Source organism: Microbacterium sp. LCT-H2 (assembly GCF_001866135.1).
Lineage (GTDB): Bacteria > Actinomycetota > Actinomycetes > Actinomycetales > Microbacteriaceae > Microbacterium.
This window is the reverse complement of sequence record NZ_MODW01000006.1, coordinates 21,473-47,634: the sequence shown is the minus strand read 5'-3', so window position 1 is coordinate 47,634 and position 26,162 is coordinate 21,473. Positions and strand designations below refer to the sequence as shown.

23 protein-coding genes and 1 tRNA gene are annotated in these 26,162 nt (G+C 69.8%); 9 read left to right on the top strand and 15 right to left on the bottom strand.

What is annotated here, in order from left to right:
* Window position 1 precedes the first annotated feature (1 nt).
* On the bottom strand, window positions 2-1,060 hold the full coding sequence (locus BK819_RS13790) for a D-2-hydroxyacid dehydrogenase (RefSeq protein ID WP_071329648.1): 1,059 nt from the start codon (window positions 1,058-1,060) through the stop codon (window positions 2-4).
* A gap of 163 nt (window positions 1,061-1,223) precedes the next feature.
* On the opposite strand from BK819_RS13790, the gene gndA reads away from it, so the two are divergent.
* Window positions 1,224-2,678, top strand: coding sequence for an NADP-dependent phosphogluconate dehydrogenase (gndA, locus tag BK819_RS13785; RefSeq protein WP_071329647.1), 1,455 nt, complete (start codon window positions 1,224-1,226; stop codon window positions 2,676-2,678).
* Between the two features lie 50 nt (window positions 2,679-2,728).
* On the opposite strand, the gene BK819_RS13780 is transcribed toward gndA, so the two are convergent.
* A complete protein-coding gene (locus BK819_RS13780; RefSeq protein ID WP_083391813.1) occupies window positions 2,729-3,979 on the bottom strand; it encodes an FAD-binding oxidoreductase in 1,251 nt (416 codons plus the stop codon).
* A 103-nt stretch (window positions 3,980-4,082) separates the two neighbouring features.
* Between BK819_RS13780 and BK819_RS13775 the strand changes: the two genes are divergently transcribed.
* Together BK819_RS13775 and BK819_RS13770 are read left to right on the top strand one after the other, a co-directional pair.
* Window positions 4,083-4,811 carry a response regulator transcription factor gene (locus BK819_RS13775; protein ID WP_025105641.1) on the top strand — a complete coding sequence of 243 codons (729 nt, stop codon included), beginning with the start codon at window positions 4,083-4,085 and terminating at the stop codon, window positions 4,809-4,811.
* A gap of 26 nt (window positions 4,812-4,837) precedes the next feature.
* Complete coding sequence (locus BK819_RS13770) at window positions 4,838-6,328, top strand: cell wall metabolism sensor histidine kinase WalK (protein ID WP_071329646.1); 1,491 nt, start codon at window positions 4,838-4,840, stop codon at window positions 6,326-6,328.
* A gap of 641 nt (window positions 6,329-6,969) precedes the next feature.
* Here BK819_RS13770 and BK819_RS13765 read toward each other — a convergent pair.
* The 6 genes from BK819_RS13765 to BK819_RS13740 all read right to left on the bottom strand — a co-directional run bounded on the left by BK819_RS13765 (window position 6,970) and on the right by BK819_RS13740 (window position 12,564).
* Window positions 6,970-8,544 (bottom strand): FAD-dependent oxidoreductase, encoded by a 1,575-nt coding sequence (locus BK819_RS13765; protein ID WP_071329645.1) that lies wholly within the window; start codon window positions 8,542-8,544, stop codon window positions 6,970-6,972.
* Window positions 8,541-9,434: an FAD:protein FMN transferase gene (locus BK819_RS13760; RefSeq protein ID WP_071329644.1), complete on the bottom strand. Its 894-nt coding sequence runs from the start codon at window positions 9,432-9,434 to the stop codon at window positions 8,541-8,543. The genes BK819_RS13765 and BK819_RS13760 overlap by 4 nt, the downstream gene beginning before the upstream one ends.
* Before the next feature lie 15 nt (window positions 9,435-9,449).
* Window positions 9,450-9,926, bottom strand: a complete 477-nt coding sequence (locus BK819_RS13755; protein ID WP_071329730.1) for an FMN-binding protein — start codon at window positions 9,924-9,926, stop codon at window positions 9,450-9,452.
* Between the two features lie 92 nt (window positions 9,927-10,018).
* Complete coding sequence (locus BK819_RS13750) at window positions 10,019-11,053, bottom strand: ribose-phosphate diphosphokinase (RefSeq protein ID WP_071329643.1); 1,035 nt, start codon at window positions 11,051-11,053, stop codon at window positions 10,019-10,021.
* 7 nt (window positions 11,054-11,060) lie between these two features.
* Complete coding sequence (gene glmU, locus BK819_RS13745; protein WP_071329642.1) at window positions 11,061-12,491, bottom strand: bifunctional UDP-N-acetylglucosamine diphosphorylase/glucosamine-1-phosphate N-acetyltransferase GlmU; 1,431 nt, start codon at window positions 12,489-12,491, stop codon at window positions 11,061-11,063.
* A 1-nt stretch (window position 12,492) separates the two neighbouring features.
* Window positions 12,493-12,564, bottom strand: a tRNA-Gln gene (locus BK819_RS13740).
* A 57-nt stretch (window positions 12,565-12,621) separates the two neighbouring features.
* Here BK819_RS13740 and BK819_RS13735 point away from each other — a divergent pair.
* Window positions 12,622-13,197 carry a GNAT family N-acetyltransferase gene (locus tag BK819_RS13735; RefSeq protein WP_371259852.1) on the top strand — a complete coding sequence of 192 codons (576 nt, stop codon included), beginning with the start codon at window positions 12,622-12,624 and terminating at the stop codon, window positions 13,195-13,197.
* Complete coding sequence (locus BK819_RS13730; RefSeq protein WP_025105633.1) at window positions 13,194-13,688, top strand: MarR family winged helix-turn-helix transcriptional regulator; 495 nt, start codon at window positions 13,194-13,196, stop codon at window positions 13,686-13,688. The genes BK819_RS13735 and BK819_RS13730 overlap by 4 nt, the downstream gene beginning before the upstream one ends.
* A gap of 236 nt (window positions 13,689-13,924) precedes the next feature.
* Here the strand turns inward: BK819_RS13730 and BK819_RS13725 are convergent, their stop codons facing one another.
* Window positions 13,925-14,395 carry an Rrf2 family transcriptional regulator gene (locus BK819_RS13725; protein ID WP_071329640.1) on the bottom strand — a complete coding sequence of 157 codons (471 nt, stop codon included), beginning with the start codon at window positions 14,393-14,395 and terminating at the stop codon, window positions 13,925-13,927.
* Window positions 14,396-14,458: 63 nt separating this feature from the next.
* On the opposite strand from BK819_RS13725, the gene BK819_RS13720 reads away from it, so the two are divergent.
* On the top strand, window positions 14,459-15,208 hold the full coding sequence (locus BK819_RS13720; protein WP_071329639.1) for an SDR family oxidoreductase: 750 nt from the start codon (window positions 14,459-14,461) through the stop codon (window positions 15,206-15,208).
* A gap of 338 nt (window positions 15,209-15,546) precedes the next feature.
* On the top strand, window positions 15,547-16,470 hold the full coding sequence (locus BK819_RS13715) for a pseudouridine synthase (protein WP_071329638.1): 924 nt from the start codon (window positions 15,547-15,549) through the stop codon (window positions 16,468-16,470).
* 6 nt (window positions 16,471-16,476) lie between these two features.
* Here BK819_RS13715 and BK819_RS13710 read toward each other — a convergent pair whose 3' ends face one another.
* From BK819_RS13710 to BK819_RS13700, 3 genes are all read right to left on the bottom strand, one after another.
* A complete protein-coding gene (locus BK819_RS13710) occupies window positions 16,477-17,136 on the bottom strand; it encodes a methionine ABC transporter permease (RefSeq protein WP_021198776.1) in 660 nt (219 codons plus the stop codon).
* Window positions 17,136-18,179 carry a methionine ABC transporter ATP-binding protein gene (locus BK819_RS13705; protein WP_071329637.1) on the bottom strand — a complete coding sequence of 348 codons (1,044 nt, stop codon included), beginning with the start codon at window positions 18,177-18,179 and terminating at the stop codon, window positions 17,136-17,138. The genes BK819_RS13710 and BK819_RS13705 overlap by 1 nt, the downstream gene beginning before the upstream one ends.
* Window positions 18,180-18,277: 98 nt before the next feature.
* Window positions 18,278-19,183, bottom strand: coding sequence for a MetQ/NlpA family ABC transporter substrate-binding protein (locus BK819_RS13700; RefSeq protein ID WP_071329636.1), 906 nt, complete (start codon window positions 19,181-19,183; stop codon window positions 18,278-18,280).
* A 263-nt stretch (window positions 19,184-19,446) separates the two neighbouring features.
* On the opposite strand from BK819_RS13700, the gene BK819_RS16605 reads away from it, so the two are divergent.
* Complete coding sequence (locus tag BK819_RS16605; RefSeq protein WP_143049312.1) at window positions 19,447-20,076, top strand: hypothetical protein; 630 nt, start codon at window positions 19,447-19,449, stop codon at window positions 20,074-20,076.
* A 108-nt stretch (window positions 20,077-20,184) separates the two neighbouring features.
* Here the strand turns inward: BK819_RS16605 and BK819_RS13695 are convergent, their stop codons facing one another.
* Genes BK819_RS13695 through BK819_RS13685 form a run of 3 tightly spaced genes read right to left on the bottom strand, consistent with a single transcriptional unit; the run spans window position 20,185 to window position 24,666 of the window.
* Complete coding sequence (locus tag BK819_RS13695; RefSeq protein ID WP_071329635.1) at window positions 20,185-21,969, bottom strand: Na+/H+ antiporter; 1,785 nt, start codon at window positions 21,967-21,969, stop codon at window positions 20,185-20,187.
* 39 nt (window positions 21,970-22,008) lie between these two features.
* The gene (locus BK819_RS13690; RefSeq protein ID WP_071329634.1) at window positions 22,009-23,859 is read right to left on the bottom strand and encodes an ABC-F family ATP-binding cassette domain-containing protein; all 1,851 of its coding nucleotides are present in this window, start codon (window positions 23,857-23,859) and stop codon (window positions 22,009-22,011) included.
* Window positions 23,860-23,901: 42 nt separating this feature from the next.
* Window positions 23,902-24,666, bottom strand: coding sequence for an alpha/beta fold hydrolase (locus BK819_RS13685; RefSeq protein WP_071329633.1), 765 nt, complete (start codon window positions 24,664-24,666; stop codon window positions 23,902-23,904).
* Window positions 24,667-24,768: 102 nt separating this feature from the next.
* On the opposite strand from BK819_RS13685, the gene BK819_RS13680 reads away from it, so the two are divergent.
* Complete coding sequence (locus BK819_RS13680; RefSeq protein WP_071329632.1) at window positions 24,769-26,127, top strand: HNH endonuclease signature motif containing protein; 1,359 nt, start codon at window positions 24,769-24,771, stop codon at window positions 26,125-26,127.
* The last annotated feature ends 35 nt before the right edge of the window (window positions 26,128-26,162 follow it).

Sequence of the window (26,162 nt, the reverse complement as noted above, 5' to 3'; positions counted from 1 at the left end):
CTCAGTAGAACTCGACCGTGTCGACCACGGCACGCAACTCGCGTCCGTCGAGCAGCCGGGTGGCGTTCTCGGCGAATCGCCGCGCGATGCGCTCCTCCTCCTTCGAGCTGAGCGCCGCGGTGTGCGGGCTGACGAGGACGCGGGGATGCGCCCACAGCCGGGACTCGGCGGGCAGCGGCTCCTGCTCGAACACATCCAGACCGGCGAAGCCGACGCGGCCGTCGTCGAGCGCGGAGAGCAACGCCGTCTCGTCGACCACGCTGCCGCGCCCGACGTTGGTGAGGATGACCCCGGGCTTCACCGCCCGCAGGACCTCCTCGCCGATGAGGTGCCTGGTCTGCTCCGTGCCGGGCAGCGTGACGACGATCGCGTCGACCTCCCCCACCGCGTCCACGAGTTCGTCCAGCGCGATGAGGCGATCGACGTCCTCGACCGGGCGGCCGGAGCGGCTGGTTCCCCACACCCGGGTGCCGAGGGCGTGGAACCGGCGGGCGCACTCCGCGCCGATGCCGCCGAGTCCGACGACCAGCACGGTCATCTCGTCGAGCTGGCGCATCTCCCAGCGATCGGGCCAGACGCGCCGATCCTGGTCCGTCCGCAGGCGCGGAAGGTCCTTCGCTCCGGCGAGTACAGCGAAGAGGGCGAACTCGGCGAGGGTGCCGCCGTGGACGCCGGCACTGGTGGTGAAGACGATGCGGTCGAGATCGGCCCGGTCGAGCCCCGCCGCCTTCACGGTGCTGCCACCGCCGGCCGCCGTGGTCATGACCCACCGCAGCCGCGGATTCGCGGACACCGTCCGCGCCAGCGCGTCGGGGTCGACGTCGGGAATGCCGAAGAGGACGTCGGCCGAGTCGACGAGGTCGTCGAACGCCCGCTGCTGCTCCGACGTGCGCGCGAAGTCAGGATCGCCCGACCAGTCGGCCGGGCCGCGCATGGGAGGCACCAGGGCTGCGTCGTGGATGACCTCGAGCCGCGGCTCGAGCTCCTCGATGAGCCCGCACAGCTCCTCCGCCAACGGCACCGCGACGACGGCGCGGACCTTCTTCTCGGACTCCGTCACGACCGACTCCCTCCAGCTCCTGTGCTCCCTTCAGCGTAGAGGTCCGCGGGCTCGCGACTGTCGGGCACCGCGGACGATGACGGCCCCGCGTCACGGGTGCGCCTCGATCCACCGCACAGCGATACGCTGAAGACAACCCTTCTTCACGATCGAGGAGCCTTCCGTGCCCGAAGCATCAGCGAACATCGGAGTCGTCGGACTCGCCGTCATGGGGTCGAACCTCGCCCGCAACCTCGCGAGCCGCGAGGGCAACACCGTGGCGATCTTCAACCGCAGCTACGAGAAGACGCAGACCCTCCTCGACGAGCATCCCGAGGCGGGCTTCCTCCCGGCGAAGACCTACCAGGAGTTCGCCGACTCGCTGCAGAAGCCGCGTACCGCGATCATCATGGTCAAGGCCGGAGCCCCGACCGACGCCGTGATCGACTCCCTCGTCGAGGTCTTCGAGCCGGGCGACATCATCGTCGACGGCGGCAACGCCTACTTCCCGGACACTATCCGCCGTGAGAAGGCCGTCCGCGAGACCGGGATCAACTTCGTCGGCGCCGGCATCTCCGGCGGCGAGGAGGGCGCCCTCACCGGCCCCTCGATCATGCCGGGCGGCTCGGACGAGTCCTGGATCACGCTCGGACCCATCCTGAAGTCCATCGCCGCGATCGCCGAGGGCGAGCCCTGCGTGACGCACGTCGGCCACGACGGTGCCGGCCACTTCGTCAAGATGGTGCACAACGGCATCGAGTACGCCGACATGCAGCTCATCGCCGAGGCGTACGACCTCATCCGGCGCGGCACCGGCAAGACGCCCGCGGAGATCGCCGAGATCTTCGCCGAGTGGAACCGGGGAGAGCTGGAGTCGTACCTCATCGAGATCACCGCCGAGGTGCTGCGGCAGGTCGACGCGTCCACCGGCAAGCCGCTCGTCGACGTCATCCTGGACCAGGCCGGCGCGAAGGGCACAGGTGCCTGGACCGTGCAGACCGCGCTCTCGCTCGGCGTGCCGGTATCGGGGATCGCCGAGGCGACGTTCGCCCGCTCCCTCTCCTCGCACCCCGAGCAGCGCGCGGTCGCCGCCACGCTTCCTGGCCCGGACGAGGAGTTCACGGTCCCGGCCGACGAGGTCGACGCCTTCGTCGAGGACGTCCGCCTCGCGCTCTACGCCTCCAAGATCGTCGCCTACTCGCAGGGCTTCGACGAGATCCGCGCCGGTGCCGCCGAGTACGGCTGGAACATCGATCTCGGTGCGATCTCCAAGATCTGGCGCGGCGGCTGCATCATCCGTGCGCAGTTCCTGAACCGGATCGCAGACGCCTACGCCGAGACGCCCGACCTGCCCGTGCTGATGACGGCTCCGTACTTCGCCGAGGCGCTGACCCGCGGCCAGGCGGCGTGGCGTCGCGTGGTGGTCACGGCGGCGCAGTCCGGCATCCCGGCCCCGGCGTTCTCGTCGTCGCTGTCGTACTACGACGGCATCCGCGCCGACCGCCTCCCGGCCGCTCTCGTGCAGGGCCAGCGGGACTTCTTCGGTGCGCACACCTACAAGCGCATCGACAAGGAGGGCACCTTCCACACGCTGTGGTCGGGCGACCGCTCCGAGATCGAAGCCGAAGACACGCACTGACCTCGGGTCTACGAGGGCCGGGCACCGCAGGGTGCCCGGCCCTTCGTGCGTCAGGCGAGGATGTTGTGGTTGCGGCGGAACACGTTCTGCGGGTCCCACTGCGCCTTCACCGCCCGCAGACGCGCGTAGCCGTCGCCGTCGTACATCCCGGACACCGCGTCCGGTCGCTCGCGGTCGACGAAGTTGCTGTACTCGGCGAGGCGGCCCCCGACGATCCGCTCCGCGTCCGCAGCGGCCTTCTCACGCCCCTGCTCGTCGAGTAGTCCGGGGACGTCGAAGGCACCGGCCATGACGAACCAGGTAGCGCTGCGCGCCGGGAAGGCCGTCTCCTCCTGCGGAACGTCGCCGAACGCCCCGCCGAGGGACCGGAGGAAGACGACCGAGGCGGGGAACTCCCGCCGATAGGCCACCAGCCGATCGATCGTCTCATCATCGAGGTCGGCGACGAGACCGTTCCCGCCGAGGAACCCGGGAGGAGCAGGAGCCTCGCCGCCCTCGGGCTGCGGCATCTCCATCAGGATGTCCCGGTAGGCGGGCTCGGTGATCTCCGTCGTGACACCGTCGAGCGTGGTGATCGGCGCAAGCTCCACACGCAGCGCCTCCGGGTCGGACCCGGCCCACACGGCGGTCAGCCGGGCACCGGCCGGAGCGCTCGGATCCATGGGCGGCACGTCCATGTACGTGACGGTCAGCTCGCGCGGGGCATCGCGGAGGAGTTCGCGCGCGGCCCGGAGCACGGCCGTCGCGTCGCCGTCGACGACGGACTCGGCCAGTGCGATCCCCGGCAGGCGATGCGCCTCGAAGTCGAAACGGGTGACGACGCCGAAGTTGCCACCACCGCCGCGCAGCGCCCAGAACAGGTCGGGATGCTGCGTGGCCGACACCTCCACCACGTCTCCGCTCGCGGTGACGACCTGGGCGCCGACGAGTTGATCGACGGCGAGGCCCCAGGCGCGCACCATCCAGCCGACGCCGCCGCCCAGAGTGAGACCGCCGACGCCGACGCTGGCCGTGTCGCCGGAGCTCAGCGCGAGGCCGTGGCCGGCGAGGGCTGTCGCGACATCGCCCCAGACGGCACCGCCGCCGATGCGCACGGCCGTGCCGTCGACCTCGATCGAGGAGAGCTCCCCGAGTTCGAGGCGCAGACCGGGAGCGGGGGCGTGGGACCAGGGACCGTGGCCGCCGGAGACAACGGTCAGGGGGACAGCCTCCTGCGCGGCGGCGCGGACGAGCGCGGCGACCTCGGAGACGGTGGAGGGACGGTGGACGGTGGGCTGTGCGGATTCGACGTGGTCGATCATGAGCACACGGTAGACCCGGGGTCGGACATCTTGCACCCCATCTCCCAGAGAACCCATAGCCCGCTCCATAGAAATCACATAGGAAGTTCCGCAGAATAGAGGCATGACCAGCGACCTGCCCGAACTGCGCCGCCCCGACGGCTCCCCTCTGCGCATCCTCGCCGTGGACGACGAGCAGATGCTCACCGATCTGCTCGCCATGGCCCTGCGCATGGAGGGCTGGGAGGTGCGCACCGCCTCCTCCGGTCTCGAGGCGATCCAGGTCGCGAAAGAGTTCGAGCCGGACGCCCTCGTGCTCGACATCATGATGCCCGACCTCGACGGGATGGCCGTGCTCAAGCGCCTCCGCGAAGCGGGCAACCTCGTCCCCGTCCTCTTCCTCACGGCGAAGGATGCCGTGGGCGACCGCGTCGCCGGGCTCACCGCCGGGGGCGACGACTACGTGACCAAGCCCTTCAGCCTGGAGGAGGTGATCGCCCGGCTCCGCGCGATCATCCGGCGCACCGGACACGCCAGCGCCGACGACGGGCAGTCGATCCTCCGCGTCGCCGATCTCACGCTCAACGAGGACAGCCACGAGGTCGTCCGGGACGGCGTGGAGATCGAGCTGACCGCGACCGAGTTCGAACTGCTGCGCTACCTCATGCGCAACGAGCGCCGGGTGCTGTCCAAGGCGCAGATCCTGGACCGCGTCTGGAGCTACGACTTCGGCGGCAAGTCGTCGGTCGTGGAGCTCTACATCTCCTACCTCCGGAAGAAGATCGACGCCGGGCGCACGCCCCTCCTGCACACCGTGCGCGGCGTCGGCTACATGATCAAGGCCCCGCAGTGAGCGGAGCGACGGTGACGCGACGGCCCATGAGCCTGCAGACGCGGCTGATGACCGCGGTGATCGGGTTCGTGTCGCTGATCCTCGTCATCGTCGCCGTCATCACCAGCGCCACCCTCGGCAGCACGCTGGAGGACCAGCTCGACAACAAGGTGAAGAGCTACGCAGCGACGATCCGGGACGGGATCGTGGAGCGGGTCGCGCCCTCTGAGGCGACCGTCGACAACATCCTCCCCCTCCTCAACACCCGCGTCCCCGGGCTGCTGCTCTCGCTCGGGAGCCCCGTGGCCGGACCGAGCGGCGTCACGTTCCAGGAGAGCCGTGGGGCGTTGAACAGCACTCCGCAGTCGCTCACCCCCGAGCAGTTGCAGAGGTTGTACGGCACGGTCGCGCTCGGCACCCCTGCCACGGTCTCGTTCGACGACCTCGGCTCGTATCGGGTCGTCGCGACCACCGCGAGCAACGGCGTCGTCGTCGTCACGGGACTCCCCCGCGACGAGATCCAGCATCAGCTCACGCAGCTCCTCACCGTGATCCTGCTCGCGACGGTGGGCGGCCTGATCCTCCTCGCCCTCACCACGGCGGTCACGATCCGGGTCGGGCTGCGGCCGCTGCGGGCGGTCGCGGCGACCGCGACGAGGGTGGCCAATCAGCAGCTCGACCGCGGCGAGGTCAGCATCACCGAGCGCGTGCCGGCGAGCGAGGCCGATCCGCGGACGGAGACCGGGCTCGTCGGTGCCGCGCTCAACAAGCTCCTCGACCACGTGGACACGTCCCTGTCGGCGCGGCAGAAGAACGAGGAGCAGATGCGCCGGTTCGTCGCCGACGCGAGCCATGAGCTGCGTACGCCCCTGGCCTCGATCCGCGGGTACTCGGAGCTCTCGCTGCGGGCGCTGCGTCAGGCACCGGAGGCGACGAAGGAAGACGCGGTCATCGAGGGCACGACCTCCTCCTTGGAGCGCATCCAGGCGCAGTCGCTGCGCATGACGCGGCTCGTGGAGGACCTCCTGCTCCTCGCCCGCCTCGACGAGGGCCGCGAGCTCGTGTACGGCACGGTCGACCTCACCCAGCTCGCCCTCGAAGGCCTTTCGGATGCGCGGCCGACCGCGGCCGATCATCACTGGAACATCGAGGTGCCGGACGAGCCGGTCACCGTCGTCGGGGATGCCGGGCGGCTGCATCAGGTCGTCGCGAACCTGCTGGCCAATGCCAGGACCCACACCCCCGCGGGGACCACGGTGACGCTGAGCGTGGCCCGGGAGGGCGACGAGGCCGTGCTCCGCGTGCACGACGACGGCCCGGGGATCGATCCCGCCCTCCGCGACGAGCTCTTCGCCCGTTTCGCCCGCGGGGACAGCTCCCGCGCCCGGCAGACCGGAGGGACCGGGCTCGGTCTCGCGATCGTCAAGGCCATCGTGGAGGGCCACCACGGCCGGATCTCGGTCGAGAGCGAGCCCGGCGACACGACCTTCACCGTCCGTATCCCGCTGACTCCTCCCGGCGAGACCCCTGACGCCTGACCCCGGTCTCCGTCCTTTCTGTCGCACACCCGCACGACCCGAACCCGTCCGCACGACCTGAACCCGTCCGCACGACCTGAACCCGTCCGCACGACCTGAACCCGTCCGCACGACCGATCCATCCATCCCCTCGTGCACCCGTCCCCGGGTCGTGCAGGTGTCTCCGGTCGACGTCCGAGGTCGAAACCGCACCGTGCACACCCGCACGACCCGACCCCACCCGCACGACCGATCCGTCGATCCCGTCTCGCATCCGTCCCCCGGTCGTGCATGAGTCCCGCCTGGTCTCCGCGGTCGAGACCAGTCCGTGGCCACCTGAACGACCCGAACCGGTCCGCACAACCGATCCGTCCATCCCCTCGTTTATCCGTCCCCCGGTCGTGCAAGTGTCCCCCGGTCGTGCAAGTGTCCCCCGGTCGTGCAAGTGGTCCCCGGTCGTGCAGATGTCCCCCGGCGGTACATCCGTCCCCGATCGTGCGGGCGGCCCATCTGACCGGACTTCACACGATCCCATCGGACTGTCCCGTCTGCACGATCCGGGCGCGGATGCACGACGAGACGGGGTACTCGGTCGTGCGGGTGTCGCGGGGTCGTGCAGGTGTCGCAACGTCCCCGGGCCGACGGACGGAAGACGATCCGCGTCAGTAGCCGGCGAAGGCGTCCGTGGTGAGGGAACGGGCCTTCTGCAGCGCGGGCGCGAGGTCGGCGATGAGCCGCGGCGGGCCGGAGATGAAGGCGTGCCGCGCCGAGAGGTCCTCCACCGCGCGCTCCAGGGTCTCCGCGTCCAGGCGGGCCCCCTGCGCCCAGGTCCAGTGCGCGGGAAGGTCGTCCGGCTCGTCGCGGGTGAACACCACCGTGCGCACCCCCGTCGCGGCGAGCTCGTCCCGGAAGGCGAGCTCGTCCGCCGAGGACGCCACGTAGACGAGGACGATGTCGCGCCGCTCCCCTGTCGCCTGGAGCTGCCGGAGCTGCGATACGAACGGCGTCACACCGATGCCCGCCGCCACCATGAGCACCGGCTGCTCGCCGCGCGGGAGGATGAAGTCGCCCCAGGTTCCGGTCACCGCGAAGGTCGCCCCGGGCTCGGCTGCCGCGAGAGCCCGCTTGTAGCTCGACGGGTGCTGCTGGTCGCCGTTCTTGTACGCGATGCGAAGGGTCGGCAGATCGGCCGGAGCGGACACGATGCTGAACTCGCGGCGCGTCCCCCGCGCGTCAGGGCGCCGATGCGGGACATCGAGCTCGAGGTACTGCCCGGGGAGGAACCGCACGCGGCCCTTCGCCCGGAACGTGAGCTCCTGCGCGGTCGGCGTCACGAAGGCACGGCGCTCCAGGACCAGACGCACGGACCCGCGGAGCGCGAACGCGAAGGCCACGAGGTTCCCGATGAGGAGGGCGCGCTCCTGCCCGAGCGTAAACAGACCAGCCACCGAGATCGGCCACCCCGCGAGCACGCCCACCACGGCGGCGACGACGAGCTGCTGCCGACGACGGGGCGGGAGCGTCAGCGGCTCCGACAGCATGAACGCCCCGAGGAAGAGGAACGGCGACTGAAGCACCGCGAACGACAGCGCCGTCACGACGTCGAACGAGACGCCGAACTGCACGGCCTGCACCGCCTGCCGCACGATCGAGGTGGCGACGGCGATGACGAGGAAGAGCAGGACGACCCCGACCTTCTCCGTACGCCACAGCACGGCGAGCCCGAGGAGGACGACGGGGATCACGAGAACCGGGGTGCCGACCCACCACGACGAGGAGGTGCCGAGCCAGCTGAACGCGTCGAACGCCCCCAGGATCGATACGACCGCAGCACCGAACGCCGCCGGGTTGAAGATGTGCCGCCCCCGCCACGCGATGAGGTACTTGGACACGCTGGCCACCGCGCCCGCGATCGCGAGGCCGAGCAACGCCGACGGCTCGATGCCGGGACGCAGCACGAACAGCAGGATGAGAGCGGTGACGAGCGAGGACTCCACCCGCCAGGGCAGGCGGAGGAGGCGCTGCGCGACCGCGTCCACGGCGGAGATCACGACGGCGAGCACGAGGAAGGAGGCCACCAGCTCCCCCGGCGTCGGAGACACGATCACTCCGAACAGGGAGAGCACGAGCGCGATGAGGGCCAGTGCCGTCAGCGCGAACAGCACGAGGCGGTACATCGACAGCGCGCCGAGGACGGCGAGGACGCGCTGGCGGGTGGCGGCGAAGGCGGTGGTCATGGTGTCGTGTCTCCCCCGGTTCCAGCGGCAGCGGCGGGTGCCGCGGTGAAGAGCTCGGCGCGGCAGCCGGGCGAGCGCTGCACACGGCCGTCGGTGGTCATGCGCACCCACTCGACGCCCCAGCGGACGCCCAGCTCCGGGCCGCCGTCGAAGAACAGCGCGGTGGCCACGGCGTCGGCGGTCATCGCCTCCGGGGCGAGAGCCCACGTCGCGGCCCAGGTGCGGATCGGGCGTCCCGTCCGCGCGTCGAGCACATGATGGAGACCGTCTCCCCATGCCCGTCGGTTGATGGCCGATGCGCACAGCGCGCCATCGGTGATCTCGACGACGCCGATCGCCTTCCGCGCATCGAACGGGTGCTCGAGAGCGACGCGCACGCCGGCGCCGCGCACCCGGATGTCTCCGCCGGCATCCACGACCACGTCCCCAGGGACGTCGGCCAGCACCGCCATCACCCGGTCGACGAGACGCCCCTTGCCGAGGGCGCCCACATCGAGCAGGGCGGGCGCAGAGGCGTCGATCGCCCCGGCGGACCACATGAGCAGAGAGGTCCAGGATGCCGGAGCGGGGCGGGGATCGCCGGCCTGCAGCGAGTAGTTGGCGTCGTAGCCGAGGGCGACAAGGCTGTCGGCGACCAGCGGATTCACCGCACCGGCTGTGGCGGCGTCGAGCTCGCGATAGGCATCGAGCATCGGTCCCGCGTCCGGCGAGGACAGGCGACCGCCGGAGCGTCCGAGACGAGCCACGTCGGAGTCGTCTCGGAACCGCGACCAGGTGCGATCGAACCGCTCGATCTCGGCCGTCACGGCCGCGCGGACGTCATCCGTGAGCGGGGCACCGGTCTCGATCTCCCACCCGGTGCCGATCGCCTCGAATCGCCACTGCCCCATGAGGACGCCTCGCGCCTAGGCGGCGGCCTGCTCCTTGATGGAGGCCACGGCGTCGTTGAAGCCGCCGCTCGTGAGCGAGGATCCCGCGACGCGGCTCACGTTCAGCTCGTCGATCGGCTTCCCCACGACCTCGTCGGCGATCCCGTCGATGAACTCTCCCTGGTACCGCTCGGTCTCCGGGGCCTTCGGGTCGCCCGTGACCTCGACCTCCGTCACGACGCCGTCGGCGAGGGTGAGCGTGACGGTGATCTCCTCCACCGTCTCCGGGGTCTGGTACGAGCCGTCGGCGGTGTAGGTGCCGTCGGCGTAGGTGCCGGAAGCGTCTCCACCGGTCGACGAGGACGAGGTGCTCGACCCCGCGGTCTCGTCGGCGCCGTTCGAGGTGTCGGTGGCGTCGCCGGTCGACGAGCACCCGGCGAGGACGAAGAGCCCTGCGACCCCGAGGAGGGCGGTGCCCGTGCGGACAGAGGTCGGAACGGTCGTGCGGATCATGGGGTCCTCCGTGGTCGTCATCGGTCGACTCTTCCGTCGATGACTCGACCGTAAGCACCCCGGCTATGCACGGGCTGTGCCGTCCCGATGAGTTACGCGTCCCCGCCGAACATGCTCGTGACGGAGCCGTCCTCGAAGACCTCGTGGATCGCCCGGGCCAGCAGCGGCGCGATGGGCAGCACCGTGAGGTTCTCCCAGCGACGCGATGCGGACAGCGGGATGGTGTCCGTGACCACGACCTCGTCGATCGCCGCGTCCTGCAGCCGCTCGGACGCCGGGTCGCTGAAGATCGCGTGGGTCGCGGCGACGATCACGCGGTGCGCGCCGTTCGCCTTGAGCGCCTGCGCGGCCTTGACGATCGTGCCACCGGTGTCGATCATGTCGTCGACGAGGAGGCAGGTGCGTCCCTCCACGGTGCCGACGATCTCGTGCACCGAGACCTGGTTGGCGACCTTCGGGTCGCGGCGCTTGTGGATGATCGCGAGCGGGGCTCCGAGGCTGTCCGACCAGGTGTCGGCCACACGCACGCGGCCCATGTCCGGGGAGACGACCGTGAGGATCTCCCGGTCTTCCGGGGTGAGGGTGCGCTCGAAGTGGTCCAGGAGCACCGGCTTGGCGAACAGGTGGTCGACGGGGCCGTCGAAGAAGCCCTGGATCTGGGCGGCGTGCAGGTCGACGCTCATCACGCGGTCGGCGCCGGCCGTCTTCAGCAGATCGGCGACGAGGCGGGCGCTGATGGGCTCGCGGCCGCGGCCCTTCTTGTCCTGACGCGAATACGGATAGTACGGCGCGACGACGGTGATCCGCTTGGCCGAGGCGCGCTTGGCGGCGTCGATCATGATGAGCGTCTCCATGAGCCACTCGTTGACCGGCTCGCCGAACGTCTGCACGAGGAAGAGGTCGCAGCCGCGGATCGAGACCTCGAAGCGGGCGTAGATCTCGCCCGAGGCGAAGGTGCGGTGCTCGACCGGAGCGATCTCGGTACCGAGCGAGGTGGCGACGGCCGCCGTCAGCTCGGGATGCGATCGACCACCGGCGATGACCAGACGCTTCTTCGTCTTGGCGACGAGGCCGGGGGCCACGCCGTTGTCGCGATCCAGGTCGACCGTCTTCTTCTTCCGGGCCATGCTCCGCCTATTCCGCCGAATTCTCCCGGGCCGCGGCATCCGCCGCGCCCGTCCCTGCTCTGTTCTTCTCGACCCACCCCTCGATGTTCCGCTGGGGGGCCACGCTCATGGCCAGGGCACCGGCCGGGACGTCCTTGCGGACGACGGCGCCGGCGCCGGTCTTCGCACCAGGACCAAGCCTAACGGGCGCGACCAGCACCGTGTGCGAGCCGGTGTGCACCTCGTCGCCGATCTCCGTGCGGTGCTTGTTGACGTCGTCGTAGTTCGCCGTGATGGTGCTCGCGCCGAGGTTCACGCCACGGCCGATCGTCGCATCGCCCACGTACGACAGGTGCGGCACCTTGCTGCCCTCGCCGATCTCGGCGTTCTTCGTCTCGACGTAGGCGCCGATCTTGCCCTTCGGGCCGAGCACGGTGCCGGCGCGGAGGTAGGAGAAGGGGCCGACGGTCGCCTCGGCGCCGATCACGGCCAGGGTCGCATCGGTCCGGCGGACGACCGCGTCCTCCCCGACCTCGCAGTCGACGAGCGTCGTGTCCGGTCCGATCGTCGCGCCCGTGGCGATCGTCGTCGCGCGCAGGATCTGCGTGTTCGGGAGGATCGTGACGTCGGGGGCGAGCGTGGCGTCGTCGTCGATCCACGTCGTGCTCGGGTCGACGATGGTGACGCCCTCGAGCTGCCAGCGGCGCACGATGCGGGCGTTCAGGCGACGGCCGACCTCGGCAAGCTGGGCGCGGTCGTTGACCCCGAACGTGACCTCGACGTCGGACACGATCGACGCCGCGACTCGGTCGCCGTCCTGGCGCACGAGGCCGGGCACGTCCGTGAGGTACATCTCGCCCTGCGCGTTGTCGACACCGATCTTGGGCAGGTAGGTGCGCAGCGTGGCGGCCCGGAACACGTACATGCCGGCGTTGATCTCACTGACCGCCACCTCCTCCGCCGTCGCGTCCTTCTGCTCGACGATGCGGTCCACGGTGCCGTCCGCATCGCGGATGACCCGGCCGTACCCGGTGGGGTCGTCGACGAGAGCGGTCATGATGGTCGCCGGCGCTCCGGAGGCGCGGTGCTCGGCGAGGAACGTCGAGAGTGTCTCGGCGTCGGCGAGCGGGCAGTCGCCGGAGAGCACGAGCACGTCGCCGTCGAAGTCTGCGGGCAGCGCGTCCACCGCGACCTGGACGGCGCGGCCGGTGCCCGGAACCTCGTCCTGGTCGATGAAGACGGCGTCCGGGTAGTCCTCGCGCAGCGCGGAGACGACCTGATCGCGCTCGTGCCGCACGACGACCTCGATGTGCGACGGGTGCAGCCGAGTGGCCGTCGTGAGCACGTGTCCGACGAGAGGGCGCCCGCTGATCCGGTGCAGCACCTTCGGCAGGCGCGACTTCATACGCGTGCCTTGGCCTGCAGCGAGGACGACGACGGCGAGGGTGTTCTCAGTCATGCTCCGCCGCCAGGACTCGAACCTAGACCTCACAGCTCCAAAGGCTGTCGTGCTGCCATTACACCACGGCGGACCGCGGTGCCCCGGGGGCACCGCCCGATAAGTCTGCCACGTCCTCGCCCGTCTTCCTGTGCGTGAGGCGCACGCCGGGCGGGCTCGTCATCCGCGCGAAACACGGCTCTGCGATGCTGGGACGATGAGCCTCGTGATCGACCGTGTCACCGTCGCCACCCCCGAGATCGCGGCCTTCGTCGCCGCACACCACGCAGAGATGGACGGCACCGCTCCACCCGAGAGCCAGCATGCGCTTCCGATCGACCGGCTGCTGACTCCCCGCATCCGGTTTTTCACGGGACGCGTCGACGGACGGATCGCCGCGACGGGCGCCCTCGCCGTCGTCGAGGACGGCCACGAGGAACTGAAGTCGATGCGCACCGATCCCGCCTTCCGCGGACGCGGGTTCGGGCGGACGATGCTCGGTCATCTCCTCGACGACGCCGACGCGCGCGGCGTCGGTCGCGTCTCGCTCGAAACCGGCCGGGACCCCTTCTTCGATCCGGCCCGAGCGATGTACACCGCCGCCGGCTTCCGGGAGGGTCCGCCGTTCGGCTCCTACCTCCCCGACCCGCACAGCGCGTTCCTCACGATGCCGCTCCCCGCGTCCTCCGCGGCCACGACGTCGCCGCACGCGATAATGAACGGATGAGCGAGGCGGATGAGGTCGATCGGATCGTCGGCGCGTGGAACACGCAGCGGCCCGACCTCGACTTCTCCCCGCTCGAGGTGCTGTCCCGCATGGATCGCCTCTCCCGACACCTCGACCGCGCCCGCCGCGAGGTGTTCCGCCGGAGCGACCTCGAGCCGTGGGAGTGGGACGTGCTGTCGGCGCTGCGCCGGGCAGGATCCCCGTTCCAGCTCTCGCCCAAGCAGCTCCTGCAGCAGACCCTCGTGTCGAGCGGCACGATGACCAACCGCATCGACCGTCTCGTCGGCCGTCGCTTCGTGCGCCGGGAAGCCGACCCCGCGGACGGCCGCAGCGTGCTCGTGACTCTGACCGACGACGGCCGGGTCCGGGTGGACGCCGCGATCACCCGGCTCGTGGACGCCGAGGCCGACCTCCTGCGCGCGCTCTCCCGCGCTGACCGCGACCGGCTGGCCGCCCTGCTGCGGAAACTGAGCCTCAGCTTCGACACCTGACCCGGGCCCGGTGTGGTTCGGTCCGGTCCGGTGTGGTTCGTTCCGTCCGACCCGTCCGGTCTGTTCCGCCTGCACGATCCGTGCACGGCTGCCCGGGAGAAGTGGTCACCCCGTCGTGCATTCGGACCCGGGTCGTGCAGGCGTCGCAGGACCGATCCGACACGAGTCGTGCATCCGGACCCAGATCGTGCAGGCGTCCCACGACCGACCGGGCACGGATGGTGCGAACGGGGAGGTCACGGACCGAGGAGGAGGCGCCGGTTCTTGGCGGGGACGGTGTCCGGGAGCGCGCCGACGACCTCGGCGATCGACACCGCCTCCAGAGAAGCCCGCCAGGCCTCGTGGGCACGGCGCATCACGACGGCGAGTCCGCACGGCGCGGTGCAGTCCTCCGGACGGGCGGCTCCTCTCCCCTGCTGACGGAGTTCACGGCAGACGTAGGGGTCGGCGGCGCCGTCGACCGCCGTGACGAGATCGAGGATGGTGATGCTCTCGGGGTCTCTCGCCAGGCGGAAGCCGCCGCGTGGCCCCGTGCTCCCGGTGAGGATTCCGGCGCGGACGAGCTTCGCGAGCTGCTTCGAGAGGTACGGCCCCGGTACGCCGAAGTGCTCGGCGAGCTGCGCGCCGGACACCGTCGACCCCGCGGGGAGCTGAGCGATCACCGCGACGGTGTGCAGCACCCATTCCGAGGTCTCGGGGAGTTTCACTTGCCCATCGTATCGGGACCGCCTTATTGTGGACACACAATATCCATGATTGAAGGAGCGGGCATGCGCATCGCGGTCGCAGGAGGAACGGGACGGATCGGGCGGCTGGTCGTCGAAGAGGCCCGGCGGCGGGGGCATGATGCGCTCTCGCTCAGCCGCAGCGAGGGCGTCGATCTGACCACAGGCGAAGGCCTCGCCGCCCTGCTCCGCGGGGTGGATGCGGTCGTGGACGCGACGAACCCGCCGGTATCCGACATCGCCGATGCTGAGCGGGTGTTCACCACGCTCAGCCGCACGCTGCTCGCCGCCGAGGACGAAGCCGGGGTCGGCCACCACGTGGCGCTCTCGATCGCGGCGCTCGATCGCGTGCGCGGCAATCCGCACTATGCGGGCAAGCGCGCCCAGGAGCGAGAGGTCACGCGCGGCGCGGTGCCGTTCACCATCGTGCGGGCGACACAGTTCCACGACTTCCCCGCGATGATCACCGAGTGGAGCATCGAGGACGGCGAAGGCGTCGTGCCCCCTCTGCTGCTGCAGCCCATCGCGCCGGCGGACGTGGCCGCCGCCCTCGTCGACGCAGCGGAGTCGCCGGCGCTCGGCGGCTCGTTCGACATCGTCGGCCCCCGCACGGAGGACGCCGTCGACATGGCGCGCCGCACTCTCGCCGCCTGGGGCCGCGACCTTCCGCTGCGCGCCGCGTGGAAGGGTGCCGCACTCGGCGTCGAGTTCGCGGGCGAGGTGCTGCTCCCCGGCGACGACGCGCGCACGGCGCCGACGACGTTCGACGACTGGCTCGCCGCCGAAACCCGCTGACACCCCGACCGGTTCCGGGCTGCCAGTCCGATCTCGCCGGTCCGGATGCACGACCAGGGTCCGGTCGTGGGGTGAGAACCACGGAATGATCGTGCAGGCGCAACCGGATCGTGCAACGGAGACGGACAGCGACCCTGTCTCCCGTCTGGCCCCCTCCGTTACGGATGCACGACCAGGGTCCGGTCGTGGGACGAGACCCCCGGAATGATCGTGCAGGCGCAACCGGATCGTGCAACGGAGACGGAAACGAGTCGCGGCCCACGGACCCTGCCCGAGCGGTCGCCTAGGCTGGAAGCACCCGGTCGCAGCCCCGCGACCCCTGCTCCGAAGGCCGAGACATGGGCATGCCCTCCCCGCTTCCCGTGCGCGACGGCGTCGGTGCGACCCGGCTGCACGTGCCATTGACGGGTGCATGGCCCACCGTCGCCGCCTACATGGTCGAGCGATTCTTCCACCTGGATCCGGAGCGGCTGCTCGTGCGCTTCGACCGCGGGGAGATCGTCGCGCGCGACGGCCGGCCGCTCTCCCGGGACACGCCACTCGGCGCCGAGGAGTTCGTCTGGTACTACCGGGAGCCTCCGGTCGAGAAGAAGATCCCGTTCGCCGAGGAGATCCTGCACCAGGACGAGCACCTGGTGGTCGTGGACAAGCCGCACTTCCTCCCCACCACGCCGGGCGGCAAATACCTGCAGAACTCCGCCCTCGTCCGGCTGCGCAACCGCCTCGGCAACCCGGATCTCACGCCGATCCACCGCCTCGACCGGGCCACGGCGGGGCTGCTGATGTTCTCCGCCCGCCCTGCCACCCGCGGCGCCTACCAACTGCTGTTCGAGGACCGCCGCGTGGAGAAGGTCTACGAGGCCGTCTCCGCGCGCCCGGCGGACTGGGATCCGTCGCGATTCCCGCTCGTCTACCGCAACCGGATCGAGAAGCTCCGCGGTCAGGTGTGCGTGCAGGTGGATGAGGACGGCGAGCCGAACTCCGAGACGCTCATCGAGGTCATCGCCGCCGACGACCGCGTCGTGCACACGCTTCTCCGTCCGCACAGCGGGAAGATGCACCAGCTCCGCGTGCACCTCGCCGCGCTCGGCCTCGGCATCCTGCACGACGGCTTCTACCCCGTGCTCCAGCCGGAGCGTCCGGACGACTTCACCCGCCCGCTCCAGCTCCTCGCCCGCGAGCTCCGGTTCACCGATCCGCTGAGCGGGCAGGAGCGCACGTTCACCACGCGCCGGAGCCTGCAGGAGGCCCCGGCACGCTGATCGACCTCAGCGGCGCATGACCTTCCGCGCGAGTCGGGTGCCGAGCGTCTGAGCCACGTGCACGAACACGACGATGAGCAGCACGGCGGCCCACATCACGACCGGCTCGAACTGACGTCGGCCGTACGTCAACGCGAAGTTTCCGAGACCGCCCGCGCCGATGTAACCGGCCATTGCCGTCATGTCGATCAGCGCCACGATCACGAACGTGTATCCCAGGATCAGGGGTCCGAGCGCCTCGGGGATCACCACTGTGAAGAGGGTTCGCCACGGTCCGGCTCCCATCGCACGCGCGGCTTCGATGACTCCCGGCGAGACACCGACCAGATGCTGCTCGACGATCCGGCCGATGGCGAACATCGACGCCACCACCAGGGCGACGATGGCAGCGTTCGTGCCGATGCCGCTCCCCACGATGAATCGGGAGAACGGGATCAGGACGGTGATGAGGATCACGAAGGGGATCGGGCGGAAGAAGTTGATGAAGAGGTTCAGGACGGCGGAGACAGCCCGGTTCTGCAGCATGCCGCCCGGCCGGGTGAGATACAGCCCGACTCCGATCAGGCCTCCCAGCAGACCACCCAGCACCAGTGTCAGCGACACCATGTAAAGCGTCTCGACGGCAGCCGTCCAGAACTCAGGGCCCAACTCGATCAGACGATCCATCAGCGCACCTCCTCGTGGTCGATGTCCGTCACTTCGATGCGCTCCGAGATCCGTGCAAGCGTCGCATCGATGCGAGCGTCGTCCCCGCGGATCGCGAGCGTCAAGTGACCAAAGGCCCTGCCGCGGATGTCATTGATACCGCCGAAGACGAGCTCGAACTCCAATCCGACCTCGGCCAGCTCCAGGAAGACCTGCGCCTGGGACGGGCCGCCGTCGCGGAAGGAGAACGTCACGAGTCGTCCCTGATGCCGGTCACGCAGGACAGCACGCTCGGCCGGGGAGGGAACGCCCTTGACGACCGTACCGACGAATCGCTGCGACGCGGCATGCTGCGGGTTGGAGAAGACCTCGAACACATCTCCCTGCTCGATCACCCGCCCACGGTCCATGACGGCGACCTTGGTCGCGAGCGTCTGGATGACGTCCATCTCGTGGGTGATGACGACGATCGTGACGCCCTGCTCCTCATTGACGCGCTTGAGCAGGGAGAGGACCTCATGTGTCGTCTCCGGGTCTAGCGCACTGGTCGCTTCGTCGGCGAGGAGGATCGCCGGCCTGGTCGCGAGCGCCCGCGCGATCCCGACGCGCTGCTTCTGCCCTCCCGACAGGTGCTCGGGGTACGACCGTGCCTTGTCGCTCAGCCCCACAAAAGACAGCATCTCGGTCACGCGCGCGTCGATGTCGGCCTTCGACCATCCCGCGAGCTTCAGCGGATACGCGATGTTCGCCCGCACGCTTTTCGAGGAGAACAGGTTGAACTGCTGGAAGATCATGCCGATCCCGCTCCGCACTCGCCGGAGCTCACGCTCGCTGAGTGCCGTGATCTCGACTCCGTCGACGGTGATGCGGCCCGCGGAGGCCGGCTCCAACGCGTTGATGAGCCGCACCAGGGTGGACTTCCCCGCACCCGAATAGCCGATGATTCCGAAGACATCTCCCTGCTCGATCTGCAGAGACACATCGTCGACGGCGGTGATCTGCGTGCCGGATGCGGACGGCGAGGGGTAGCTCTTCGACACGTGCTCGAGGGAGACGATCGGCATAGGTTCTCCGGTCTTGAGGGAGGAAAGGGCGGGGTCGGCCTGAAGACGACGAATCGGGCGACGCGTCCGCGTCGCCCGATTCTCTCAGGTGAACCTGATCAACCGTTCGCAGCGACGTCCTTCTGGACGTCCTTCAGCAGCGAGGCCAGCTCATCTGCCGGCGTCTGCAGAGTGACACCGGTTCCTCCGGACGACTTCGCCAGCCCCTCCTGCACAGCTTCGTCGGTCTGGAAGATCTCGACGAGCTTGAGGTAGGTCTCGTTGTCGACGTCCTCGGCGCGAGACGCGAAGATGTTCACGTACTGGAGCGCGCTGGGGTCCTCCGGGTCGTCAGTGAAGAGTGCATCGTCGAACGAGAGACCGGCGTCCTCGACGAAGTCGTTGTTGATGATGGCAGCAGCGACGTCGGGCAGAGCCTCCGGAGTGAGTGCGGCCTCCAGCGCGGTGACCTTCACTGTCGACTTGTTCTCGTCCACATCTGCGAGATCGGAGAAGGCCGTGCCGCCGTCCTTGAGCTCGACGAGGCCAGCGGCCTGGAGCACGAGAAGCGCGCGGGCCTGGTTGGAGGCGTCGTCAGGAACCGCGACGGTCTCCCCCTCAGGAATGTCCTCGACCGAGTCGTACTTCGTCGAGTAGAGACCCAGCGGGTAGATCTGCGTCGAACCGATCGCCGCGAGGTCATCCCCCGAGGCCTCGTTGTACTGCGCCAAATACACGATGTGCTGGAACTGGTTGAGGTCGATCTCCCCCTCGCTCAGTGCCGGGTTGGGCAGCTCGTACGAGCCGAAGTCGACGAGTTCGACAGTGATGCCGGCGTCGGCCGCCGCGTCCACGAAAGCGGGCCACTGCGGGTCGCTCTCGCCGACGACACCGATCTTGACGGTCTTGTCCTCGGAGCCGCCGTCGCCGGAGCCCGCGTCGGACGAGGTGGCGCACCCGGCGAGGGCGACGAACAGCGGGACCACGGCGAGCGCGGCGAGGGCGGAGGTGGTGCGGCGGGACATGAGCAGGGTTCCTTCCTGGCGGGACTCGACAACGTTAGGCAGGAGGGCGCGCTGTCGCGGAATCGGGATGTCACACGGCGTCACAGCCGTGCGGGACCCTCCGTTGCTCGTGTGCATAGAACCGCCCGTAGCGCAGTCCCTACGGCGCCGGATCGTGTAAGACAAGGAAACAATCTTCGCTGGAAGTCGGTGCACGTGTTGGGCTCAACGCGCTCATCTGAGCGAAGGCGCCGTCTGGCGCCGCAGCAACGACCGGAGAAATCATGAACAGACACCAGAAAGCCGCAATCGCGGTCGCCGCAGCCGCGGCACTTTCCTTCTCCCTCACGTCAACCGCGTATGCGGCTGCCGAAGAGAAGCCTTCGTATGCGTCATCCACGATCGTCGTGTCAGACGTACGAACTGGAGAGATCGTCTACCAGCAGACGGACCAGATACCGGTTGATGAGGGCACCACTACAGCCACGATCGAGACGCGAGTTCCTTCTCCTCACGTTCCGGTAAACCCCGGCGTCGTGGCTCCACGCTCCTCGGTGGGCGGTAACTACGACAACGGATCGATCAAGTCGTCCATCACGATCACCTACAGTCTGAATAGCAGGGGCGATCAGATCCGGACGGAGAAGGTCACCGGTCGATGGACGCCAGATCCCGGGTTCGCCCTCCAGGGTCGAAAGGTAGAGATTTACAGCGGCGGAGGCTCACCGTCCATCATCAAGAAGGCCCCGACGGCGAACACCTACAGTTACAACACGGGGTGGGGCTTCCAGACCAAGCCGCCACAGAACTCGCTCACTTCTCCCCGGGTGCTCGCCGAGGTGAAGTTCAAGCTCTCGGGAACCGGGAGCGCATGGTTGAAGTTGACACACTGGGTCGATCTTTCAGGCGTGTAACCGTTGCTATCACGGCGGGGCCGGTCGCAAGCATGCGCCCGGCCCCGTTCCGCAATTCCTGTCTGACCGGTAAGGGAACGACGAGATCGTCACAGCCGCCCGGGCCGGTCAGTCGAACTCTTCGATCCCCTGCAGACGCACCTGCTCCAGGTCGAGACGGGCGGAGATCCGGCGGACCACCATGTCGTCCACGGTGCCGGCGCCGCGGAGCCCGAGCAGCACCTCGCGCTTGCGGTCGAGCAGCGCGAGCTTGAGCCGGGTGTGCTCCTCGTGCCGCACGAGCGGTGAGCGCTGGGCGAGGTCGACGTCGGCGGAGGTCGCGATCATCTGCAGCGTCGTGCCGTCCGTCGTCTCGGGGTCGGGGGCGGTCCCTGCCGACACCGCGACGTCCCCCGCGTCTGCGTCCTCGTCCTCGCGACGGGGCGCCTCTCCCCCGGTGCCGTAGGGATCGGGCTCGCCGAGCATCTCGTCCAGCGCGTCGGCCTCGGCGTCGATGAGCGCCTGTTCCCGCGCGAGCGTCCGGGCGTTCGCGAACTCCAGCGCCTGGTACCCCTCGGCGCGCACCCGGTCGCGCACCTCCTGGCCGATGCCGTGCTCCGCGGCGAGGTCGTCGAGCGCGGCCAGGGCCGCACCCGAGATCGCCCGCTCCGCGAGCTCGTACTCCTCGTCCTCGGCATGGTCGACCGGGAATCGCGCCCACCGCACGAGCGCGGGGAGGAGAGGCGCCTGCACGAGGAGGCTGAGCAGGATCACCCCGGCGGTCACGAAGACGATCTCGTCGCGCCCGCCCACCGTGCTCCCTGCGGACACACCGGTCGGCACCGACAGCGCGATCGCCAGCGACACGGCGCCGCGCATGCCGGCGACCGTGGACACGAGTCGGGCACGGGAGCGGGTGCCGCGCGGCGGGCGTTCGGCCGGACGGCGCTGGAACAGCACGTTGAGGAGCTGGAACACGTACCGCACGGCGAAGAGCGTCGCCCACACGGCGAGCGTCACGAGCACCAGGCGGCCGATGGCGGCGGCGGAGATCTCGTGCGCGACGAACTGCACCTCGAGGCCGATGAGCACGAACAGCGCCCCGTTCAGCAGGAAGACGCCGAACGGCCAGGCCGCGTCGGCCTGCCGGCGCGAGGCCGCCGTCGTCACGCGCGGCGACACCCAGGCGACGATGAGTCCGGCCACGACCACGGCGAGCACGCCGGACGCGTGGACGAGCTCGGCGAGCAGGAACGCGGAGAACGGCACGAGCAGCAGGGTGACGTTGATGACGATGGTGGAGGAGATGCGGCGCAGCAGCAGCGTGGCCAGGGCCGCGACCACGATCCCCGCGGCGATCCCGCCCACGTACGACACCAGCACGTCCCAGGTGACCGAGAGCGGCGTGACCTGGCCGCCCAGAGCGAGGGACACCGCGATGGCGTAGAGCACGAGCGCGGTGCCGTCGTTGGTCAGGCTCTCGGCCTTGAGCTTCATGAACATCCGTCGCGGCAGCAGTCGGCCGAGGGCGGCGACGGCCGTGGCGTCGGGCGGCGCGACCGCGGCCCCCAGGATGAGGGCGATCTCCCAGGGCATGCCGAAGAGCACGCCGATGCCGGCCACCGCGAACGCGGAGGCGACGACGAGGAGCGTGCTCATCGGCACGATGTAGCGGAAGTCGCGGCGGATCGACCGCAGCGATGTCGTCAGGCTCTCCCAGAACAGCATCACCGGCAGGAACAGCAGCAGCACGGTCTCCGGCGGCAGCTGGACCTCGCGCAGCGGCGGGATGAAGCCCAGCAGCAGTCCGAGGATGACGAGGACGAGGGGCAGCGCGAGACGCACGCGCGGCGCGATCAGGGTTCCGACGAGGATCGTGAGTCCGAGCAGGACGGTTACTTCGAGGCCTTCCATCGCTACTCCCAACAGTCGTGGGAGAAGGATATTCCTCCGTCAGCCGATCTGCTCCGTGAGTTCGAACCAGCGCAGCTCCAGCTCCTCGATCTCGGCCTCCTGCGCGGTGATCGCCTTCATGCGCTCGCCGAGGCCCGCATAGTCGGACTGGTCGTGGTCGGCGAGGGCGTGCTTGGCCGCGTCGACCTGCTGCGTGAGCTTCTGGATGCGACGCTCGAGCGCGGCGGCTTCCTTCTGCGCCGCCCGGAGAGCCGCGCCGTCGAGACCGCTCGCTACGGGGGCCGACGCCGCCGTCGCGGTCGCCGGGGCACTCTCGACGCGCTGCCGCAGCCGAAGGTACTCGTCGACGCCGCCCGGGAGATGCCGCAGGCGCCCCGCGCCGTCGGGACCGGGAAGGATCGCGTACTGCTGATCCGTCACCCGCTCCAGGAAGTACCGGTCGTGGCTCACGACGAGGAGGGTGCCCGACCAGGAGTCGAGGAGGTCCTCGATCGCGGCGAGCATGTCGGTGTCCATGTCGTTCGTGGGCTCGTCGAGGATGAGCACGTTCGGCTGGTCGAGCAGCACGAGCAGCAGCTGCAACCGGCGCTGCTGACCGCCGGAGAGATCCTTCACCGGAGTGGAGAGCTGGGCGGACGAGAACCCGAGCCGCTCCAGGAGCTGTCCTGGTGTGAGGTCCTGCGCCTTCGACCCGGCACCGAGCGTGTAGGACGTGCGCAGACCGGAGATCACCACGCGCACGGGGTCGTTCCAATGCGGCAGGAGTTCGTCGAGGCGCTGCGTGAGCGTACGGACCTGCACGGTCTTCCCGCGCTTGATCCGCCCCTCCGTGGGCTCGACCGTGCCGGAGATGAGCCCCAGGAGCGTGGACTTCCCGGCACCGTTCACGCCGAGGATCCCCGTGCGCTCGCCCGGGGCGATCCGCCACTCCACGTCCTTGAGCACGGTCTTCCCGCCGGCTCCTGATCCCGTCGAAGTCTGGGTCCCTGAGCTTGCCGAAGGGTACGTCACCCCCACATCGAGCAGGTCGACGACGTCCTTGCCCAGCCGCGAGACGGCGAGCGACTGCAGCGAGACCTTGTCGCGGATCTCGGGCACGTCGGCGATGAGCTCGTTGGCCGCATCGATGCGGAACTTGGGTTTGCTGGTGCGGGCCGGGGCACCGCGGCGCAGCCAGGCGAGCTCCTTGCGGGCGAGGTTCTGCCGCTTCGCCTCGGTCGCCGCCGCCATGCGGTCGCGCTCGACCCGCTGCAGGATGTACGCCGCATAGCCGCCTTCGAAGGGCTCCACGATGCGGTCGTGCACCTCCCACGTCTCGGTGCAGATCTCGTCGAGGAACCACCGGTCGTGGGTCACGACGAGGAGGGCTCCGGCGTTCGCGGGCCAGCGCTTCTTGAGGTGTCCGGCGAGCCAGGTGATCGCCTCGACGTCGAGGTGGTTCGTCGGCTCGTCGAGAGCGATGACGTCCCAGTCAGCGGTGAGCAGCTTCGCGAGGGACACGCGGCGGCGCTGTCCGCCGGAGAGGGAGCCGATCTGCGCGTCCCAGGGAAGATCGGTCAGCAGTCCCTCGATCACGTCGCGGACGCGGGCGTCCCCGGCCCATTCGTGCTCGGCCATGTCTCCGACCACGGCGGCGCCGATCGTGATGTCGTCGGGGAGGGTGTCGGCCTGGTCCAGCACGCCGATGCGAGTGCCGCCGCGGACGGTGACCCGGCCGGAGTCCGGCTCCTTCGTGCCGGCGAGCATGCCGAGAAGGCTCGACTTGCCGTCGCCGTTCCGGCCGACGATGCCGATGCGGTCACCCTCCTCGATGCCGAGGGTCACGGCGTCGAAGACGACGCGGGTCGGGTATTCGAGGTGCAGGGCTTCGGCCCCGAGAAGATGTGCCATGTCCTCTCCAGGGTAGTCGCGCCGCGTCGGACGGTCTCCCGGTCAGACCAGCGACGGGGCGAAGAGCTCCGGCAGCGCGGCGGTGAAGACCTCGAAGTGGCTGTACCAGACGGTGTGGGCGGCTCCGGGGATGCTCCGCACCGTCACCCCGCCGTGCTCGAACCGCCGCGCGTCCTCGTCGGTGACCCAGGCGCTGGGTTCCGCGCGGACGACGATGGAGCCGGGGGCGGCGGTCCAATGACCATCCTCCCCGCAGGAGACGGAGGCCGCGGTTGGCGGATCGAAGCGCTCGGCCGCCCGCGCCTCGACCGTGGCGTCGTCGACGGAGTAGAACGGCCGGAGCTTGCGGAGTTCGGTGGGCGACATGCGCGCGCGGCGGTCGTGCTCGTACTGCGAGATGAGGGAGGCGCGGTTCTGGCCGCCCTGGAGGGCGAGCGGCGCGTCGACGTAGACGGCGAGGCCTGGGTCGAGGCGGGGCGCGGCGGCGGCGAGCACGGTGGCACCGAAGGAGTGCCCGACGGCGACGGCGAGCGGGGAGGCGGCCCCGTGCCCCGCTGCGGAACGTGCCCCCGGAAGGAGCGCCGTCTGCGCGAGCGTGGCGACGACGGCGTCGGCCGCCGTCTCGATCGTGAGCTCCGGATCACGCGGCGAGAGGCCGTGGCCGGGCAGATCGAGCGCGAGCACGCGGAAACCCCGTTCCACGAGCAGCGGGACCACGCGGTGCCAGCTCTCGGCGGACCCCATCATGCCGTGCAGCAGCACGGCGATGCGGTCGCCCTCCCCGGCTTCGATGACGTTCAGGAGCACGGAGCCAGTCAACCACGGTCGTTATCCTTTCGTGATACGACTTTCGGCCAGATTCCTTCGAATCTTTGTTCGAATGTCAGTGGTCGGTGATGGACTGACGTCATGCCCGCACTGCTCGACGCGACCGACTCCCAGATGGCGATTCTCGCCGATCTGGTGGAGGGGCTGGAGGCGGCGGAGAAGACGCTGAGCAGCATGCAGGCGGCCCGCGACGGACTGCTCGCGATGGCGGGGCGACTTGCGGTCGACATCGCTCGGCAGGCGTGTCATCCCGACGGCGGCGACATGGCGATCCGCACGGTCGCCGCGGAGATCGGGGCCGCACAGCGCGTCAGCGACCGCACCATCGAGCGGCGGATGTCCGATGCGTCCTGGCTGGTCGAACGGTTCCCCGCCGTCTGGGAGGCCCAGGGCGCCGGGCGCATCAGCGCCGCGCATGCGCGCGTGATCGTGGAGGCGGGGGCCCACCTCGACGACGCCGATGATCGTGCCCGGTTCGCCGAGGAGGCTGTCGAGGTCGCAGCGGTGGAGTCGCCCAACAGGGTGCGTCGCCAGGTGCGCCGACTGGCCGACCGGTTCCAGGAGCGGACGCTCGTCGAGCGACACCGTGACGCCAGGGAGCTGCGGCGGGTGTGGGTGACCGACCTCGATGACGGCATGGCCGAACTCGGCGCCCGCGGCCCGGCGGCGCTGGTGCACGGGATGTACGACCGGCTCTCCCAGATGGCGCAGGCCGTGCGGGAGGAGAACGCGCGGGCACGGCGCCCGGAGGCGGAGGAGAGCGTCCGCGACGACAGGACGGTGGATCAGCTGCGCACGGATCTGCTCGCCGATCTCGTCCTGACCGGCGCTCCGGCGGGGCATGACTCGGAGGAAGGCCTGCTCTCCGAGCTTCGGGCGCGCGTCGAGGTCACCGTGCCGGTGCTGACGCTGATGCACGGCGAGCTGATGCACGGCGAGCAGGACGGGACGATGGACGGCGCTCCGATCCTCGCCGCCGAGCTCGACGGGATGATCCCGATCGATCCGGCCACGGCCCGGCGCCTCGCCGGCGCGGCGAGCGGCTGGGACCGGGTGCTCACCCACCCGATCAGCGGGGCACTGCTGGCCGTCGACCGGTATCGCCCGAGCGAAGACCTCCGCCGACACCTGCGGGCCCGCGATCAACGCTGCCGCTTCCCCGGCTGCGGCCTCGCGCCGCGGAAGTGCGACCTCGATCACAATCACGATGCGGCGCTCGGCGGCGAGACCGTGCACGACAACCTCGCGACCTTCTGCCGACGGCATCACATGCTCAAACACCACTCCCCATGGCACGTCGAGCAGGGGCCGGGCGGCGTTCTGGAGTGGACGAGCCCCACCGGCCGGACCTACATCGACCGACCGCCGCCTCCGCACACCGTGACCTTCGCCGAGGAACCTCCGTGGTCTTCGCCCGACGCCAGGACCACCACCGGCTGAACACGCGAGCGCACCGATCACGCCTGCACACCGAT